Annotated in this window: 15 protein-coding genes; 10 read left to right on the top strand and 5 right to left on the bottom strand. The window is 70.3% G+C overall.

What is annotated here, in order from left to right; all coding sequences use genetic code 11:
* Positions 1–198: 198 nt before the first annotated feature.
* Complete coding sequence (locus QHF83_RS36825; protein ID WP_281333371.1) at positions 199–453, bottom strand: hypothetical protein; 255 nt, start codon at positions 451–453, stop codon at positions 199–201.
* 326 nt (positions 454–779) lie between these two features.
* Between QHF83_RS36825 and rlmN the strand changes: the two genes are divergently transcribed.
* Complete coding sequence (rlmN, locus tag QHF83_RS36820; protein WP_282422725.1) at positions 780–1,931, top strand: 23S rRNA (adenine(2503)-C(2))-methyltransferase RlmN; 1,152 nt, start codon at positions 780–782, stop codon at positions 1,929–1,931.
* 154 nt (positions 1,932–2,085) lie between these two features.
* The gene (locus QHF83_RS36815; RefSeq protein WP_282422724.1) at positions 2,086–3,501 is read left to right on the top strand and encodes a protein kinase; all 1,416 of its coding nucleotides are present in this window, start codon (positions 2,086–2,088) and stop codon (positions 3,499–3,501) included.
* Here QHF83_RS36815 and QHF83_RS36810 read toward each other — a convergent pair.
* The 4 genes from QHF83_RS36810 to QHF83_RS36795 all read right to left on the bottom strand — a co-directional run bounded on the left by QHF83_RS36810 (position 3,491) and on the right by QHF83_RS36795 (position 6,787).
* The gene (locus tag QHF83_RS36810) at positions 3,491–3,844 is read right to left on the bottom strand and encodes an Hpt domain-containing protein (protein WP_282422723.1); all 354 of its coding nucleotides are present in this window, start codon (positions 3,842–3,844) and stop codon (positions 3,491–3,493) included. The two genes, QHF83_RS36815 and QHF83_RS36810, sit on opposite strands and share 11 nt — an antisense overlap.
* A gap of 57 nt (positions 3,845–3,901) precedes the next feature.
* The gene (locus QHF83_RS36805) at positions 3,902–5,197 is read right to left on the bottom strand and encodes a GAF domain-containing sensor histidine kinase (protein WP_282422722.1); all 1,296 of its coding nucleotides are present in this window, start codon (positions 5,195–5,197) and stop codon (positions 3,902–3,904) included.
* A gap of 37 nt (positions 5,198–5,234) precedes the next feature.
* The gene (locus QHF83_RS36800; protein WP_282422721.1) at positions 5,235–5,627 is read right to left on the bottom strand and encodes a response regulator; all 393 of its coding nucleotides are present in this window, start codon (positions 5,625–5,627) and stop codon (positions 5,235–5,237) included.
* Positions 5,628–5,710: 83 nt separating this feature from the next.
* Positions 5,711–6,787 (bottom strand): VWA domain-containing protein, encoded by a 1,077-nt coding sequence (locus QHF83_RS36795; RefSeq protein ID WP_282422720.1) that lies wholly within the window; start codon positions 6,785–6,787, stop codon positions 5,711–5,713.
* A 243-nt stretch (positions 6,788–7,030) separates the two neighbouring features.
* Between QHF83_RS36795 and QHF83_RS36790 the strand changes: the two genes are divergently transcribed.
* The 8 genes from QHF83_RS36790 (at position 7,031) to QHF83_RS36755 (ending at position 17,770) form a co-directional block, all read left to right on the top strand.
* Entirely contained in the window at positions 7,031–7,474 is a 444-nt protein-coding gene (locus QHF83_RS36790; RefSeq protein WP_282422719.1) for a response regulator, read from the top strand.
* A complete protein-coding gene (locus tag QHF83_RS36785) occupies positions 7,471–9,864 on the top strand; it encodes a chemotaxis protein CheA (protein ID WP_282422718.1) in 2,394 nt (797 codons plus the stop codon). Before QHF83_RS36790 ends, QHF83_RS36785 begins: the two co-directional genes overlap by 4 nt.
* Positions 9,854–10,435 (top strand): chemotaxis protein CheW, encoded by a 582-nt coding sequence (locus QHF83_RS36780; RefSeq protein WP_282422717.1) that lies wholly within the window; start codon positions 9,854–9,856, stop codon positions 10,433–10,435. The genes QHF83_RS36785 and QHF83_RS36780 overlap by 11 nt, the downstream gene beginning before the upstream one ends.
* A 30-nt stretch (positions 10,436–10,465) precedes the next feature.
* The gene (locus tag QHF83_RS36775; protein WP_282422716.1) at positions 10,466–10,960 is read left to right on the top strand and encodes a chemotaxis protein CheW; all 495 of its coding nucleotides are present in this window, start codon (positions 10,466–10,468) and stop codon (positions 10,958–10,960) included.
* Between the two features lie 10 nt (positions 10,961–10,970).
* On the top strand, positions 10,971–13,175 hold the full coding sequence (locus QHF83_RS36770) for a HEAT repeat domain-containing protein (protein ID WP_282422715.1): 2,205 nt from the start codon (positions 10,971–10,973) through the stop codon (positions 13,173–13,175).
* Positions 13,175–14,077 carry a protein-glutamate O-methyltransferase CheR gene (locus QHF83_RS36765; RefSeq protein ID WP_282422714.1) on the top strand — a complete coding sequence of 301 codons (903 nt, stop codon included), beginning with the start codon at positions 13,175–13,177 and terminating at the stop codon, positions 14,075–14,077. Before QHF83_RS36770 ends, QHF83_RS36765 begins: the two co-directional genes overlap by 1 nt.
* A 37-nt stretch (positions 14,078–14,114) precedes the next feature.
* On the top strand, positions 14,115–15,224 hold the full coding sequence (cheB, locus tag QHF83_RS36760) for a chemotaxis-specific protein-glutamate methyltransferase CheB (RefSeq protein WP_348980509.1): 1,110 nt from the start codon (positions 14,115–14,117) through the stop codon (positions 15,222–15,224).
* A gap of 176 nt (positions 15,225–15,400) precedes the next feature.
* Complete coding sequence (locus QHF83_RS36755; RefSeq protein WP_282422712.1) at positions 15,401–17,770, top strand: transglycosylase SLT domain-containing protein; 2,370 nt, start codon at positions 15,401–15,403, stop codon at positions 17,768–17,770.
* The last annotated feature ends 38 nt before the right edge of the window (positions 17,771–17,808 follow it).

Below are 17,808 nucleotides of genomic sequence, written 5' to 3'. Positions count from 1 at the left end.
ACTTCACCGCCAGATAGGCCTTCGATCGAGCGGCCCCGGTTCTTCAATATCGCCGCCACCCGCTTTGCGGTCCGCTCGGCGACATTCTGGACCTCACCCTCCGTCGGCGCTGACAGCCGCAGAAACGACAGCATTCTCCATCCATACCCGCGTGCCGCACGTACACACCATCCAGCACGAGCGTATGCGCATGCACGTTCAGCCGCAGCATTCCACGCGCATGAAGCCGTATTCGAGAATCCCGCAGCGCAGATACTCCTCGACCTCGCGCACGACGAATCGCGGCAAACTCCCAATCGGCTCCACGCGCTCCCGAAACGAGTCCCAATACGAACGCACGACTCGGTAGAGAACCGTCTCCTCAGGTCGATGCCGCTCGTAGCGGTCGCCGTCGCCATGCAGTGCAGAAAGCGAACCGGAAGGCCCCACGCGCGTCCCCATCGCGCGCGCCATGCCAAACGAAAGGGACGCCGATGACCGAGCACTTCCCCGATCTTCCCTGGCGGCCGCCACCCTCCGCCATGGCGGTCGCCACACCTGGCAAGGTCCACCGCCCACCTGACGCTCGACCTGCCCCCGCCTTCCTCAAGAACGGTACACAAACAGATTCCTGTTGCCTCCCCCGCTTCCGTTCCCGCCCCCCGCTTCTCTCCTTCTTGCACCACAGGTTGTCCACAGGGCTGTGGAAAAGGTGAGGACGAAGGCTCGGGCAGCCTGGTCGTTCCGGCGGGGCCCTGGGTGACTGCCGCGCAGGCCGTCGCCGTAGTAACAGGAAGCCCGTGGACGTTCTCGACAAGCGCGGGGGGATCCCGCTGGTCTCGCGCGCCGCCCGCGGCGACTCGCTCCTCGCCTCGCACGACGCAGGCTCGCTCGCCGAGCGCCTCGTCGCCGCGGGCGGAGCGCCCTCGGCCGCGCGCTCCGCCGCGGCGCGGATCGTCCGGCACGCGTTCTTCCGCGACCTCGCCGAGGTGCCCTGGGGCCCCGACGTCTTCGCAGGGCTCGGCATCGGCGCCTGGGCCCACGCGTCGCTCGCCGCGCTCGATCCCGCGCCCGCGCTCGCGCTGCACGAACGCGCGCCGGCCGAGGACGGCACGATCCGGCTGCTCTTTCGCGCCCGGGACGGCGCCCTCGTCGAGTCCGTCCTCATCCCCGGCCCCGGCCGCACCACGCTCTGCATCTCCAGCCAGGTCGGCTGCGCGCGCGCCTGCGCGTTCTGCGAGACAGGCCGGCTCGGGCTCGAACGGCAGCTCTCGACGGGCGAGATCATCGATCAGGTCCGGCTCGCCCGCGCGCTCTGGAACGAGGCCGGAGGCGCGCCGCCGCTCTCGAACCTCGTGTTCATGGGCATGGGCGAGCCCTTCGACAACCTGCCCGAGGTGCTGCGCGCGCTCCGCTTGCTCACCGACGATCGCGCGTTCGCCTTCGCGCCCTCGCGCGTCACGGTGAGCACCGTCGGCGTCGCCGACAAACTGCCCGCGTTCTTCGCCGGCACGCGCGCCGAGCTCGCCGTGAGCCTCAACGCGCCGGACGACGAGCGCCGCCGCGCGATCATGCCCATCAACGCGCGCTTCCCGCTCGCGGCCTTGCGCGACGCGATCCTCGCCGCGCTCCCGCACGGACGCCGCGTGCTCTTCGAGTACGTGCTCTTCGACCGCTGGAACGACGCGCCCGAGGACGCCGATCTGCTCGCCGCCTACGTCCGCGGGATCCGCTGCCGCGTGAACGTGATCCCATGCAATCCCGGCCCCGATCCGGCGCTCCGCCCGCCCGCGCCCGAGCGGCTCGACGCCTTCGTCGCGCGGCTCTCGTCGCACGGCGTGACCACGCTCGTCCGCAGGCCGCGTGGTCGCGACGTCGGCGGCGCGTGTGGCCAGCTCGCGGGCGCGCGGCGCGCCGAGCGCGAACGAAGCGGCGTGCCCGAGGGCGCCTGACGCAGCAGCGGCTTCACCTCCGAAAGACTCCAGCACGGAGGAATCCGCATCACAGGCGCCCGCGCCCGCGGTTCTTTTCACTCGCGACGCCCGAGCCGCCGGCCTAGAAAAGAAAAGGGCCGGCACATTTTCAAGCCGGGGCGGGCAGCGCTTCATGAGCACACCTTCGTCGCCTGACAGATCCGGCGAAGCCTACGGCGATACGTCGTCGATGGATGAGCTCGGCAACGTGATCGACGTGCCCTCGCGGCCGTCGATCACGCCCGAGCCGGGCTCGCTCGTGGCTGGCACGTACCGCGTCGAACGGGAGCTCGGCCGCGGCGGCATGGGGATCGTCTACCGCGCGCGTGATACGTGGCTCGACCGCACGGTGGCGCTGAAGCTCATCGTGCCGACGTGGGACGACGCGCTCGCGGAGCAGAAGCTCCAGCAGGAAGCGAAGGCGCTCGCGACGCTGCGGGATCAGAACGTCGTGCAGGTGTACGCGTTCGGCCGCCACGGGCGCTCGTACTTCTTCGCGATGGAGTACGTCGAGGGCCGCTCGCTCGAGGCCATCCTCGACGACTACCGGCAGCGCAAGATCGACCTCCCGCAGCACCGCGCGATCACCATCCTGAGCCGCATCGCCGACGGGCTCGACGCCGCGCACGCCCGCGGCATCGTCCATCGCGACGTGAAGCCGGGCAACATCGTCATCGAGGAGGACACCGGCAGGCCCGTGCTCATCGATTTCGGGCTCGCGCAGCAGTCGACGGATCCGAATCCCGAGACGATCGAGGGCACGCCGATCTACATGGCGCCCGAGCAAGCCGGGCTCGGCACGGACGGGATCCCGGTGGGCCCGTGGAGCGACATCTACGCGCTCGGATGCGTGGCGTTCGAGCTGCTCACGGGGCGCACGCCGTACCTCGAGCGCAACATCGTGCATCTCCTCGGGGCCCATCAACGCGCCCCCGTGCCCCTCGCCTCGTCGGTGCGCCCCGAGCTCGCGCCTTTCGATGCGGTGCTCTCTCGCGCGCTCGCGAAACACCCCGTCGATCGGTATCCGAGCTGCGTGACGTTCGCGCGGGATCTCGTCCGCGCCGGCACCCCCAAGGCCGCCGCGACACCGTCGATCCAGCCTGCGCCGCTGAGCACGAGGATGCCCGGCGAGAACATCGTCAGGCCGATCCGCGTCCTCGCGGTGGACGACGATCCCGCGTTCGGCAAGTTCGCCGCCAAGGCGGCCGAGCTCGCGTTGAAGGGCCGAGCGGTGCGCATCCGCGTCGCGCGCTCGGGCCAGGACGCGCTCGAAGCCGCGCGCGAAGAGCCGCCCGATCTCGTGCTGCTCGACCTCGACATGCCCGACCTCGACGGCGTGGACACGCTCTCGCACCTGCGCGCCTTGCCGCGCGGCGATCACGCGCGTGTCGTCGTCTTGAGCGGCCGCGTCGGCCCGCAGGAGCGCTGGAAGTTCGCGGTCCTCGGCGTGCGCGAGTTCGTGGCGAAGCCGATCGATCTGCGCCGCCTCGTCGACACGATCGACGGCATCGTCGAACGGGCCGGCTGGGGCGCGGCGCTTACGGCATGAGCTCGGCGCGCGCGCGATCACACGCCGCGCGGGCGCTCACGAGCGCGCGCTCGATCTCGGGCCACGCTTGCTCCGCGGGCAGCCAGCCGCCCTGGATGCCGAGCAGCCCGTCCTCGATGAGGCCAGCAGCGTCGCCGATGTCCTGAAATCGATACGATCCTGCGGTCCCACGCAACGCGTGGGCCCTCGACACCGCGACGCGCATCGCGTCCTTCACGATCCCCTGCTTCGCCGCGGACACGACCTCGGCGAGCTGCTCGAGGAGCCCCGGCAGCTCCGCCAGGTATTCCCTGCGTAGCTCCAGGAGCGCTGCTCGGATCTCGTCGTCCTTCGTATGCGCCATCGGGTGCGTCGATCATAGGCGGAGCCGGCGCGGCGAGCCCCGAGATTTCGACCGGATCTACATTTCGCTCGGCGCCGCGAGACTCGGCCGCGCGTCCCGCGGCGGCAGCTCGAACCAGAACGTGCTGCCTTGCCCGAGCGCCGACGCGACCCCGATCGTCCCCCCGTGCTGCTCGACGATCGCCTTCGAGATCGCGAGCCCGAGCCCCGTGCCGCCGACCTTGCGCGGACCATGGCCGCCGAGCTGCTCGAACCGGTTGAAGAGCCGCGCAAGGTCCGCCTCCGCGATCCCGGGTCCTCGATCACGCACGCCGAAGCGAACACGTCCGGTCGCCGTCGCCTCCGCGAAAAGCTCGACCCGCTGCTCGGGCGGCGAGAACTTGAGGGCATTGGACATCAGGTTCGTGAGCACCTGAGCGATCCGGTCCTCATCCGCCACGAGGTCGAGCTCCCCTCGCACCTCCGCCCAGAGCTCGACCTTGGCCTCCGCGGCCACGGGAGAAAGGCTCTCCACGAGGCTGGAGACGAGTTGCCGCACGTCGACGTGCTTCGGATCCAGCTCGAGCTTGCCCGCTTCGATCTTCTCCAGATCGAGGAAGTCGTTGATGAGCCGCACGAGCCTGTCGGTGTTCGTACGGGCGATGTGCACGACCTCCATCGCCTCGTCGGGCAGGGCGCCGAGCACGCCGCCTTCGAGCAAGCCGAGCGCGCCGCGGATCGAGGTGAGCGGCGTCCGCAGCTCGTGCGCGACCGTCGAGACGAACTCGTCCTTGAGCCGCTCGACGGCCTTGCGTTGCTCGATCACCGCCTGCGCCTCGCGCGCCCGTGCAACGAGCTCGCCGTTCAAATTTGCAAGCCGCCCGTTCGCGCGGCGCAGGTCGATCTGCGCGGCCACCTGACGCGCGAGCGCCGAGAGCGCGCTCCGTTGCTCCTCGTCGAGCTGTCGCGGGCCGTGATCGATGACGCAGAGCGTCCCGATGTTGTGGCCGTCCGCGGTCGCGAGCGGCGCGCCCGCGTAAAACCGCACGTTCGGCGGGCCGGTCACGAGCGGGTTGTCCGCGAACCGCTCGTCGTCGTACGCGTCGGGGACGAGGAAGAGCTCCTCACCGAGGATCGCGTGCGCGCAGAACGCCACCTCGCGCGGCGTCTCGCTCGCGTCGAGCCCGACCCTCGACTTGAACCACTGGCGCTCACGATCGACGAGCGAGACGAGCGCGATCGGCGTGCGGCAAATCGAGGCCGCGAGGCGCGTGAGATCGTCGAAGGCACGCTCGGGGGGCGTGTCGAGGATCGCCGCGTCGCTCAGGGCCGCGAGCCGTTCGATCTCGTCGGCAGGGGCGGGGGCTGCTTTCATGTCGGTTCCCCTGTCCCTTGCACGCGGTGAGCCACGATCAAGCCCGTGGGCCTGCGTACGAGGCGAGGATGTCGCGGATCTGCCCGGGCAGGGCCATCGGATCGAAGGGCTTGGGGATGACGCCCGCGGCGCCGAGCTCGCGGTAGCGATCGACCTCGTGCTTCTGCACCTTGGCGGTCATGAAGATGATCGGGATCGCGGCCGTGGCTTCACGCGCGCGGAGTTCGAGGAGCGTCTCCTGCCCGTCCATGCCGGGCATCATCACGTCGAGCAGGATCACGTCGGGAGCTTCGCGCGCCGCGGCCTCCAGCGCTTCGTGCCCGGAGGACGCGAGCACGACCTTCCATTTGCCGACGCCCTTCAGGCTCAGCTCACCAATTCGCCGGATGTGCGGCTCGTCGTCGACCAGCAGCACCTTCGAAACGGGCATGCGCGCTCCCCTCGAAATGAACGAGGCCCGCGAGCATACCTCGATGCGCGCGGGCCTTGCCGAGCCGATGTTTCGGCGTCGTATTACTTGGCGGCCTCGGCCGGCTTCGCCGCCGGCTCCTTCAGGTCGAAGGCCGGAGGCGCCTTCGGATCGCAGTCGGGCGGGGGCCCGAAGCCGTCGGCGTTGAACTTGTACTCGACCTCGCCGGAGCCCTGGGGATCCTTCTTGCTGATCGCCTCGATCGTAACCTCGTGCTCACCCTTGCGGGCCGGCGTGCAGTACGAGAGCAGGTAGAAGCGCTTCATGTGCGCCTCGATGCGCGCGGCCATCTTGTCGAAGGCCTCTTTGACCTTCGCCTGATCCGTCGCGAGCTCGGTCCCGTCGCGCCCGATTTCGTCGAGCTTCGCCTTGCCGATCTCGGCGCCGACGCCGATCGCATAGATCTGGTAGTTCTCGTACTCGTCTTTGCCCATGTCGTCCTTCATCTGGTCGCGGGTCACGCGCGCGGCGCGATCCGTGCCGTCGGAGAAGACGACGAGAGAGCCGAACTTGAGCGGGCGCTTGTCCTTGTCGAGCTCCTTCTTGAGCGTCGCGAGGCCTTCGACGACGGCGCCGTGCAGGTTCGTCGACGGGTCCTTGGGCTTGTAGCTGCGCAGCCCTTCGAGGCCGCCCTCGACCGAGCCTTGCGCCTCGGTGAAGGGCACGACGGAGTGGATCTTCTCCGAGCCGTCGAAGGCGTACACGCCGACCTTCTGCGTCTTGCCGACGCGCTCGGCGAAGGCCTTCGCGGCATCGACGAGCGCGTCCGCCTGCCCGGACTCGGTCACGCTGCCGCTCATGTCCACGAGCAGCATCGTGTACATGACGGCCGCGACCTCCGGGTTCTGGATCGTCTGCTTGCTCTCGAAGGCCGAGACGAGCTCGCCGTCCTCGTAGATCTTGAAGTCTTCGGCAACGAGGCCACCGACGGGCTTGTCCTTGCCCGCGTCGACCGTGAAGAAGACCCAGACGTTGTTGGGCTTCTTCTGCGCCGAGTTGATGAGACGGACGTTCAAGCCGCCCCCGCAGGCTGCGAGGAGAAGCGCGAGCAACGACACGAGCGTCACCCAGGCGTAGGAAGAGATACCCGCGCCGAGCGCGGCCTTGTTTCTGTCGTTCACGGATCGCATTAGGGCAGGACCTCGGCGGGCCTGTCAATTCGCGGCACGTGGGATCCGCCGTGACCACGGGCCCCACCCCGGGTCACGAGGCGCGGAGATTGGGCCGGCGTTCCCCCCGCGAGGGCACATTTCCGGGCAAGAAATCAGCGTCGGTCAGAGGCCGGCGACGCCGGGGCCCCCCAGGGCGCGCGGAGCTCACCCAAAAACCTCCTGATCGCGAGGCGTTTCCGCTAACCTCACGGCATGGCTCGTATCCTGGTCGTCGAGGACTCCTCTGCGTTCCGGGCGTTCATCCGCGCGGCGCTCGAAGATGCGCCGGGGCTCTTCGCAACGAGCCCGGACGACACGCACGGCGAGGTGGAGGTCGTCGAGGCTGCCAGCGGGTTCGACGCGCTCCGCCTCCTGCCGCGCGGGAACTACGACCTCGTGATCACCGACATCAACATGCCGGACATCAACGGGCTCGAGCTCCTGCGGTTCATGCGCGACAGCGAGCGGCACCGGAAGGTCGCCACGATCGTCATCTCGACGCAATCCTCCGAGAAGGACCGGGCGCGCGGCCTCGCGCTCGGCGCCGACGCGTTCCTCGCGAAGCCCTTCACGGTGGAGGCCCTGCAGCGCGCCATCACGACGATCCTGCAAGCGCGGAGCTCCCTTCCGGCCGAGAGCAGCGAGGGGTCGCGTTGACGAGCGAGAGCGAACGCGCGCGCGAGGAGTTCTTCTCCGAGGCGCAGGAGATCGTCGAAGGGCTCGGGCGAGACCTGCTCGCGCTCGACGAGGCGCAGAAGTCCGGCCACGTCGACCCGGATCTGATCAACGACGTCTTCCGCGCCGTGCACACGCTGAAGGGCCTCGCGGGCCTCTTCGGCGCGACGCGGATGTCGAGCCTCTCGCACAAGCTCGAGGAGCTGCTCGACGATCTTCGCCTCGGCAAGGTCGACGTCACGGCCCCCGTGCTCGACCTGCTCTTTCTCTCGGTGCAGCTCTACGGCAAGCTGCTCCAGGCCGAGAAAGAAGGCCGCGATCAGCCCATGCCGGAGCTCGAGAAGCTCCTCGCGCAGCTCGATCGCGGGGCGAGCGCGGGCGGCGGAGCGGGGAGCGGCGGGCACATCATCGACCCGAACCTGCTCGCGGTGCTCACCGAGTTCGAGGAGCACAAGCTCAAGACGAACATCGCGCAGGGCAACACGCTCTACCGGCTGAAGGTGCGGTTCCAGCTCGCGACGATCGACCAGGGGCTCGACGAGCTCAAGGCGACGGCGAAGCCGCACGGCGACATCATCACGTACCTGCCCGCGAGCGACGGCGACGACATCGACTCGATCACGCTCGAGATCCTGATGGGCTCGCGCGCCTCGGCGTCCACGCTGCGGAACGCGCTGCACCACCTCGGCGTGGAGGTCGAGGAGCTGCCGCGGCAGGGCGGAGGGCCCGCACCCGCGGCGGCGCCCGCGCCTGCGCCGGTCGTCTCCGCGCCCGTGCCGGCGCATCACATCCCCACGCCCACGCCTTCGCCGCCGCCGGTCGCGCCGAGCGGCGTGCCGAGCGCGATGCCGCCGCTCGGCCATGCGCCGCTCGACATGACGGCGCCGCACCCCTTCCCGGCGCCGCGCCTCGACACGAGCGCGAGCATCCCGCCGAAGGCGCAGGAGCTCGGCACGATCAAGAGCGTCGCGCAGACGGTGCGCGTCGACATCCAGAAGCTCGACGTCCTGATGAACATCGTCGGCGAGCTGTCGATCGTGCGCACGGAGCTCGAGCGCCTGCTCGAGAAGATGCGCGACGCGCACACGAACCGCGAGCTCCGGATCAACCTGCACCGGCTGCAGCGCGACTTCGAGCGCAACGTCATCAGCCTGCGCCGCGGGATCCTCGAGGTCCGCATGGTCCCGCTCGGCCAGGTCTTCGACAAACTGGCGCGCGTGGCCCGGCAGATCAGCCGCGAGGCCGGCAAGCAGGTGAACCTCGTCATCACGGGCGCCGAGACCGAGGTCGACAAGCTCATCGTCGAGGAGCTCAGCGATCCGCTCATGCACATGATGCGGAACGCGATCGATCACGGCATCGAGGAGCGCGAGATGCGCGAGGCGGTGAACAAGCCCGCCGTGGGCACGATCGCGCTGAACGCGTTCCAGAAGGGCAACCACGTCGTCATCGAGATCGAGGACGACGGCAAGGGCATCGACACGGAGCGCCTGCTCGAGAAGGCGATCCGGATGGGCGTCGTGCAGGCGGACGAGGCGCGCACGATGAGCCGCCGCGAGGTCCTGAACCTGATCTTCGTCCCCGGCCTCTCGACGAAGAGCGCCGTCAGCGAGATCAGCGGACGCGGCGTCGGCATGGACGTCGTCAAGACGAACATCTCGAAGCTCGGCGGCGTGATCGACGTCCAGAGCGAGCCGGGCATCGGCACGAAGTTCACCGTGACCCTGCCGATCACGCTGGCGATCATCAGCGCGCTCATCGTGAAGGTGAGCGACCAGCAGTTCGCCATCCCGCTCGCGAACGTGCAGGAAGCCGTGTGGCTCGACGTCGAGGCCGTGCGCGTGATCGACGGCCGCGAGGCCGTCACCTTGCGCGGCAGCACGCTCCAGCTCTGCTACCTCGCGCGCCTCTTCGGCCTCTCGGACACGCCGGATTCGAACGGCACCGGCCCCTTCGGCGCGAGCATGGAAGTGCCGCCGATGGGCCCGGTCGCCGGGGTCCCCCCGCGCGGCTCGCTGCGCAGCGAGAGCATCCGCCAGGACTACGCGGCCGCGGCCTTCCCGTATCGCCCCGCGGGCACCTCCTCGCCCTCCGCGCGGACCGCGCTCGCGCCGCGGCAGAGGCGAAGGTTCATCGTCGTCACCGCGGTCGGCACCCGCCGCCTCGGCCTCGTCGTCGACTCGCTCGTGGGCGAGCAGGACGTCGTCATCAAGGGCCTCGGCCCGAGCCTCAAGAACGTCGCGGGCTTCGCGGGCGCCACGCAGCTCGCCGACCAGCGCATCGCGCTCGTGCTCGACGCGCCCGCGCTCGTCGAGGAGATGTTCGCGCACGCGGATCGTGCCCGCATGCACGGAGGGACCCATGGCTTCTAACCTGGCCCGCCGCACCTCCTCCGCGGTGGTCCCCGCCGCCGCGGGCGCCAAGCGCAAGAAGGCGCAGCGCGATCGTGGCCCCATCACCGAGTACCTCGCGTTCCGCCTCGCGGGCGACGTCTACGCCGCGCCGGTCTCGATCATTCGCGAGATCCTGAAGCTGCACCCGCTCACGCCCGTGCCGCGCGCGCCCTCGTCGATCATGGGCATCATCAGCGTGCGCGGGCAGCTCGTCACGGTGATCGATCTGCGCCGCCGCCTGCGCCTCGCCGAGGGGCCCGTCACGAGCAAGGCGCGCATCCTGCTCGTCGATCCGATGGGCGTGGAGCTGCTCGGCCTCTACGTCGACGAGGTCTTGCAGGTCTATCGCCTCGCCGACAGCGAGATCGAGCACACGGCGACGGCGCTCGGCGGCGAGGTCGCGAGCTACATCGCGGGCATCGCGCGGCCTGCGCAGGCGCAGGCGACACCGCAGGAGGGCAAGGGCGTCGCGTTGAAGAGCGTGGGCGTCGTTCGGCAGAACGCGTCCGTGGTCATCCTGCTCGATTTGAAGGTGGTGCTTTCGTCCTGACGGCTCGCCGATCGGGAGAGACGGACCCAGATGCCCGACTATGGCCAGAGACACCGCGCCGATCCCCAGAAGAGCCTCGTCGGCTTCGTCGTGGGGGACGTGCACTACGCGATCGGGATCGGCCAGGTGCGCGAGATCGTGAACCCCTTGCCGGTCACGCCGCTCCCGCACACGCCGCCCGAGGTCTCGGGCGTGGCCGATCACCGCGGCGACGTCGTGCCCGTCCTCGATCTGCGCGTGCGCTTCGGCTTGCCGCCCTCCGAGGCGACCCGCTCGACGAAGTGGATCCTCGTCGACGCCGGCGTGCGCATGGTCGGCCTCGTCGTCGACGCCGTCTCCGAGGTCTTCGGCACCGGCGCCGACGAGATCCGCCCGACGCCTCCCGTCGGCGGCGGCCGCGATCTGCGCGGCATCTCGGGCGTCACGAACCACAACGGACTGCTCGTCTTCGTGCTCGATACGAAGCGGTTCACGGAGATCGTCGACGACATCGCCGATGTCCTGCCGCCGGTGGACGACCTGTGAGGAGAGCGCCGTGAACCCCCCTTCGAGCCGTTCCGTCTCGCCTCTGCTGATCGAAGCGGCCCTCGACGCCGCGGACGCCGAGGAGCGCCGCCAGGCCACCTCCCTCGCCGCGGACTTGCCGCTTTACGACGCGCTCCCGCTCCTCGTCCGCGCGCTCGGCGACACCGACTGGCGCGTGCGCAAGGAGGCCACGTACGCCGCGCGCGCCTTCATCCCGGCGCCGAGCCTCATCGCGGCCATGGTCAAGGCGTTCGAGCCCTGCGACAACGTGGGCCTCCGCAACGCCGCGATCGAGGTCCTCGCGAACTGCGGCAGCGCCGCCACGGCGCCCCTCGAAGCCTCGCTCGCGCGCCTCGACGCCGACGGCCGCAAGCTCGCCGTCCAGGCCCTCGGCTACACGCGCGATCCGCACGCCCTCGTCATCCTCGAGCGCTCGCTGCGCGACCCCGACGAGAACGTCCGCCAAGGCGCGGTCGAGGCCATCGCGCAGCTCGGGCCGATCGCGCCCGTCGAGGTCCAGCGCCTCCTCTTCCGCTGCCTCGACAGCGCCGATCCCTTCGCCAGGCTCGCCGCGCTCGAAGGCCTCAACGCCCTCGGCGCCGTGATCCCCTGGGAGCGCCTCGCGCCGCTCCTCGAGCACCCTTCCTTGCGATCGGCGGCCCTCTCGGCGGCCGCCGCCTCCGACAGCCCCGCGGCCGCCTCGGCGCTCGCCCGCATGCTCCACAAGGCACGCGGCGGCACCTTCATGCAGGCCATCGCCGCGCTCGCGCGCCTCGCCGAGGGCCCGCTCCTTCCGGCCGTCACCGAGGCCCTCACGGCCGAGGGCCCCGAGCTCGGCGAGCGCCTCGTCCGCGTCGCCACGGCCGAAGGCAGCGACCCGCCGCACCACCGCGCCATGGCGCTCCTCCTCGCCGCGGTCGCGCGCGCCCCCGGCGTCGTGGAGGCCGCGGTCCGCGCGCTCGCCGAGGAGACCTTCACCGAGCAGGCCGAGCGCGCGCTCATGCTCCTCGGCCCTGCGGCGCTCGAGGGGCTCGTCGTGCAGTTCGCGTCCAGCAACAGCCCGCTCCCGGGAGACGTGCGTGCTGCCCTCATCGAGGTCGCGGCTGCCATCGCGCTCTCGCCGGGCGCGCCCGCTCGCCCCTACACGCTCCTCGCGGCCCTGCGCAAGGTCGCGCTCGAGGACGAACGCCGCGTCGCCACGAGCGCCCTCTTCGCCCTCTCGAAGCTCGGCACCGAGGACGACCTCCAGCTCGCTGCGCACCTCGTCGCCTCGCCGAGCCGCCCTGTCGCCCACGCCGCCGAAGGCGCGCTCGCCTCGCTCGCGACCCGCCACGAGAAGGCTGCGCGTGCGCTCGGCGATACCCTCGTGAACGAGGCTGGCGACAATACCTTCGCCGCCGCGATCATCCTCGGCGCCCTCGCCGCCACGCGCAGCGCCGAAAGCCCGCCCCCGTCGCCCGGCGACCTCGGCTTCCTCGCGCGCGCCGCCGCGGCCGAGGACGTACGCACGCGCCGCGCCGCGATCGGCGCCGTCGCCGAGATCGGCGGCGACTCTGCGCTCGACGTCCTCTCGCTCGCGCTCGCCGACGAAGAACGCGAGGTCCAGCTCGCCGCGGCCCGCGCACTCGGCTACCTCGGCGCGGCGGCTCGACGGCGCGAAACCTCGCCCGACGCGCACGAGCCCCCGAGCCTCCGCACCATCCTCGACATCGCGGGCCGCTCCATGGATGCCGAGCTCGTGGCCACCGCGATCCGTGCGCTCGGCGAGGCCCTCTCCACGATCCCGCCGGACGCTGCGGGGCGCGCTGCGGCCGCGCTCATCGAGGCCCTCGCGCCGCTCGCCCGTGAGGCCGAAGCCGCCGTGGCGATCGCCGCGGCCGAGGCCATCGGACGGCTGCGCTGGGGCACGGCCGGGAGACAGCCGGCCCTCGTCGCTGCGCTCGACCATCCGGACGCGGCCGTCGTCAAGGCGGCGATGCTCAAGGTCGAGACGAGCGGCCCCGACGGCGAAGCGCTCCTCCGTTTGCTCGACCATCCCTCGCCCGACGTCCGGCTCCTCGCGGCCGAGACGATCGCGGCCAGCGACAATACGAGCTTGCGGGAGCGCCTGGCGCAGCGCGCGTCGCACGAGCTCGATCGGGACGTCCGCGACACCCTCGAGGGTGCGCTCTCGTCGATCCGGTGGCGGGGGGAAAGGGGCTTCTTCGGGTCGTGATGCGCTTCCCGGATGAGATCCGCCTTGCGCCGGACGAGTTCCGCCTCTTGCGGGATCTCATCAACCAGCATTGCGGCATCTCGCTCAGCCCCGAGCAGCGCCCCGTGATCGAGCGGCGCTTGCGCGAGCGCCTCAGCGTGCATGGGCTGCACTCGTTCGGCGAGTACTACCAGCTCCTCCGCTCGCCGGACCGGGGCCGGGCGGAGCTCGACGAAGCGCTCGACCTCGTCACGATCAACGAGACCTATTTCTACCGCGAGGACTACCAGCTCACGGCGCTGCGCACCGAGCTCTTCCCGATGCTCCGCCGCCCGCCGCTCTCCCGCGAGAGCCTCTCCATCTGGAGCGCGGGCTGCTCCACGGGCGAGGAGGTCTACTCCATCGCCATCACCGCCAAGGAGGCCGGTTTGTCCGGGCGCCGCGACCTCCGCATCTTCGGCAGCGACATCTCGCGCCGCTGCGTGGCCCACGCGCGCCGCGGCGTGTATGGCTCCTCCTCGTTCCGGGCGATTCCGCTTGACCTCAAACGAAAGTATTTCATCGAGAAGCCCGACGGCATGCACGTGCAGGACGACCTCCGGGCGTGGTGCCATTTCGGCCATTTGAACCTGCTCGATCCGGTCCGGGCCTCGGTCGTGGGTCGGGTCGACATCATTTTCTGCCGCAACGTTCTCATCTATTTCGACGACGCCTCGCGGCGCCGCGTGATCGACATGTTCTACGATCGACTCCTGCCGGGCGGGTTCTTGCTCCTCGGCCACTCGGAGTCGCTCCTCAACGTCTCGACCGCGTTCGAGCTCGTGCATTTGCGAGACGACCTCGTCTATCGAAAGCCCATCACGACCTCGCGGTTTGCCCCGCAGGGTCTGGAGGGCGGAGCGCACGGATCGGGGAAGCCATGAGCACTTCGGCAAAGGATGCAGCAGAGGTGAAACGGTGGTGAAGACCGGTCCGCTGCGGGTACTCGTCGTCGACGACTCCGCCTACAACCGAAGGAACATCGCGGACATCCTGACCGGCAGCGACGAGGTCGAGGTCGTCGGCAAGGCGGGCGACGGCGAGGAAGCGCTGCGCCTCGCCTTGAGCCTCAAGCCCGACGTCATCACGCTCGACCTCGAAATGCCGAAGATGGACGGTTTTACCTTCCTCCGCATCCTCATGGTGCGGCAGCCGACGCCCGTGATCGTCGTGTCGAGCTACAGCCAGAAGGAAAACGTCTTCAAGGCCCTGGAGCTCGGCGCCGTCGACTTCGTCGCCAAACCCAGCCAGAGGCTCGCGCCCGACGCCGCGCTCCGCCGTGAGATCCTCCAGAAGGTCCTCCTCGTCCGTTACCTGCGCCCGCTCGCGGCCGTGAGCCAACGCAACAGCGCCATCCCGCCGCTCCCGCGCTCCACGGCCACGCCGCCCGTCCTCTCCACGGCGCAGCCCGACCAGCCGAGCGCGCGCTCCGTCGCCAACATCGCGGCGCGCTTCATCGTCGGCATCGGCTCCTCGACGGGCGGACCGACGGCGCTGCTCGAGATCTTGAGCCGCGTCCCCGAGAAGTTCCCCGGCGCGATCCTCATCGCCCAGCACATGCCGGAGAAGTTCACCCGCACCTTCGCCGAGCGCCTCGACAGGAAAAGCTCGATCCGCGTGAGCGAGGCCGTCGACGGCGACCTCGTCACGGCGCGCAGGGCCTTCATCTGCCCGGGCAAGATGTGCATGGAGGCGGTCATCTCGCAGAGCCCGAGCGGCATGGGCTGGAACGAGATCCGCCTCCGCGTCGGTCCACCTTCGCAGCACGACCGCTACATCCCGAGCGCCGACCGCCTCCTGCGCAGCCTCGCGCCTGTCGGCTCGCGGGCCTACGGCGTCATTCTCACGGGCATGGGCGACGACGGCGTCGCCGGCGCCCGCGCGATCCGGGCCGGCGGCGGCACGATCATCGCCGAAAGCGAGGAGACCGCGGTCGTCTACGGCATGCCACGCGCCGCGGTGAAGGCCGGCGTGGTGAACGAGGTGATGGGGCTCCCCCAAATCGTGGATTGGGTCGCGCAGCTCTCCTGATCAGGAACGCCGCGAACGCGCCTTTTTGGTGCTCTTTTTCCGGCGCCTTCCGCGGCGCTTGCGGGCTCTTCCGGGACGGCCGGTGCTTCCTCGTCTGGCGCGCAACCGAAGCAACCCCTCGCCCCCGCGCGAAAGTTGACCCCGCGTCCCCACCATGAGACACCCGCCTTCGGGTCATGCGCTTTCGAAAGGCCGCACGCGCGTTCGTCACGGCCGGCTGGCTCCTCGCCGGCGCGCTCGTTTCTCTGCCGGGCTTCGCCCAGCCCAAGCCCGCGCCTACCGGCGTGAAGCCCGCGGCCCCGAAGCCTGCGGCCCCGAAGCCCGCCGGCAAGCCCAAAACCCAGGCCGCCAAGCCTGCGCAGAAGCCCGCCGCGAAGAAGCCCACCGGCAAAAAACCCGCCACGCGCAAGCCCGGCGAGCCCGGCGAGCCCGACGAGAATGCCCGCCGCGCCATCGCGGGTTTGCCCCCGACGCAGCATCGTGGCGTCGACGAATCTGCCGAGCTCCGCGCCCTCCGTGAGCTCGACCTCGCCCTCTTCTCCCCCGCGCCGAATGCCGGTGCTCCCTGGCCCTCGGACGACCTACCCACCCTCGATCGTGGCGGCCCCGTCCTCCTCGCCACCGGCGTTCCCCCGTCGGCACCACTCCCGGCTCCGCTCAAGCCCCCGGCGCCGACCGACCTCTCCTTCATCAAAAAGCTCGACCTCCCCGACATCCCCGTCCGCTGGGATGCTCGCGTCCTCCGCTACCTCGAGTTTTACAAGAACAACCCTCGCGGCCGCGCCATGGTCGCCTCGTGGGTCAAGAAGAGCGGCCGTTACGGCGCGGCCATTCGCCGCGTCCTTCGTGAACAGGGTTTGCCCGAGGACGTCGTCTGGCTCGCGCTCGTCGAGAGCGGGTTCGATCCGACCATTCATTCCCCCGTCGGCGCCGCCGGCCTCTGGCAATTCATGCCCGAGGGCGCCCGCATCTATGGCCTCACCGTCGACCGCTGGATCGACGAGCGCCTCGACCCCGAGCGCTCCACGCTCGCTGCCGCGCGTTACCTCTCCGACCTCCACCGCCGCTTCGGAACCTGGGAGCTCGCCTTCGCCGCCTACAACATGGGGTATGGCGGCCTCCTCGCCTCCATTCGCAAATACAACACGAACGATTTCTGGGAGCTCAGCCGCCTCGAAGCCGGCCTCCCGCTCGAAACGGCGCTGTACGTCCCGAAGATCGTCTCCATGGCGATCGTCGCCAAGAATTGCGCCGTCTTCGGCTGCGACGGCGTCGAGCCCGAGCCTGCGGTCACCTTCGACAAACTCGCGGTCGGCCACGGCGTCGCGCTCCGCACCGTCGCTGCGGCGGCCGGCGTCGATCTCGACGCCGTCGAAGACCTGAATCCCCAGCTCCCCGTCGGCCGCACCCCGCCGCTCGGCCCCGACGCCAAGGAGGGCGCCTCCTTCGTCGTCCGCGTCCCGCCCGGCACCGGCGCCCGCGCCGCCAAGACCGTCGCCAAGCTCCTCGAGCGCGAGGACAAACTCGAGCGTCACCTCGTCCGCTGGGGCGAATCGATCGAGGACATCGCCGCCCTCCGCGGCACCACGAAGAGCACCCTCCTCTCCCTGAACGGCCTCCGCTCCGGCGAGCAAGTCCGCCCCGGCACCGTCCTCCTCGTCCCCGAGGGCGGCCCCGACAAACCCACCGTCGCCAGCGTCTTCTCCGGCGCCCGCGGCGAAAAACCCATCATCGTCGTCCCTGCGGAGACCTACGCCTACCCCGATCGCCGCCGCATCTTTTATCGTGTCGTCGCCGGCGACACCGTCCGCGAGGTCGCCTCCGCGCTCTCGGTCTCCGCCGCCGAGCTCTCCCGCTGGAACACGCTCGACCCCTCGGCCACCCTTCACGACGGAATGACCTTGCAGGTCTTCGTCCCGCGCGAGCGCGCCCTCACGAATGCGCTCGTCCTCGAGGACGCCGAGGCCCGCGTCCTGCCCGTCGGCTCCACCGAGTTCTTCACCCATTTCGAGAACCTCAAGGGCCGCAAGCGCCTGGAGATCGCCGCCGCCGAGGGTGACACCTGGCGCGGTTTGTCGAAGCGATACAATCTCAGCCTCGGCATGCTCGAACGCATCAACCACCGATCGCGCACGAGCGCCCTCGCGCCGGGCGACAAGATCGTCGTGTACGTCGCGCAGCCGAGCCCGCCCAAGGCCGCGCCGCCTCCCGCCAAGGAGACCCCGGACGACAAGGCCGAGGCCGTCGCCGTCGCGCAGCCCGTCGAGGACAAACCCGCGGCGGCCGAGGAGCCCGACGAGTCCAAGCCGGACGACAAGCCCGCGGCCGACGAGGGGCCGACCAAACCCGCGACGTTCCGCAACGAAACCCCGGCGCCCGCCCCCGACAAGCCTGCGGCCAACAAGCCCGCGGCCGACAAGCCTGCGGCCAACAAGCCCGCGGCCGACAAGCCTGCGGCCAACAAGCCCGCGGCTGACAAGCCTGCACCCGACAAGTCCGTGACGCCCAAGGAGCCCCCGGCGGCGCTCCCCCCGCCTGCCCCCTGATTTTCTCGTAGCCAGCCACCGGGCTCGCGCGCGATGAT

The sequence above is a fragment of the Polyangium sp. 15x6 genome (assembly GCF_029960785.1).
Classification (GTDB): domain Bacteria; phylum Myxococcota_A; class Polyangia; order Polyangiales; family Polyangiaceae; genus Polyangium.
This window is presented reverse-complemented; position numbering and strand designations above follow the sequence as displayed.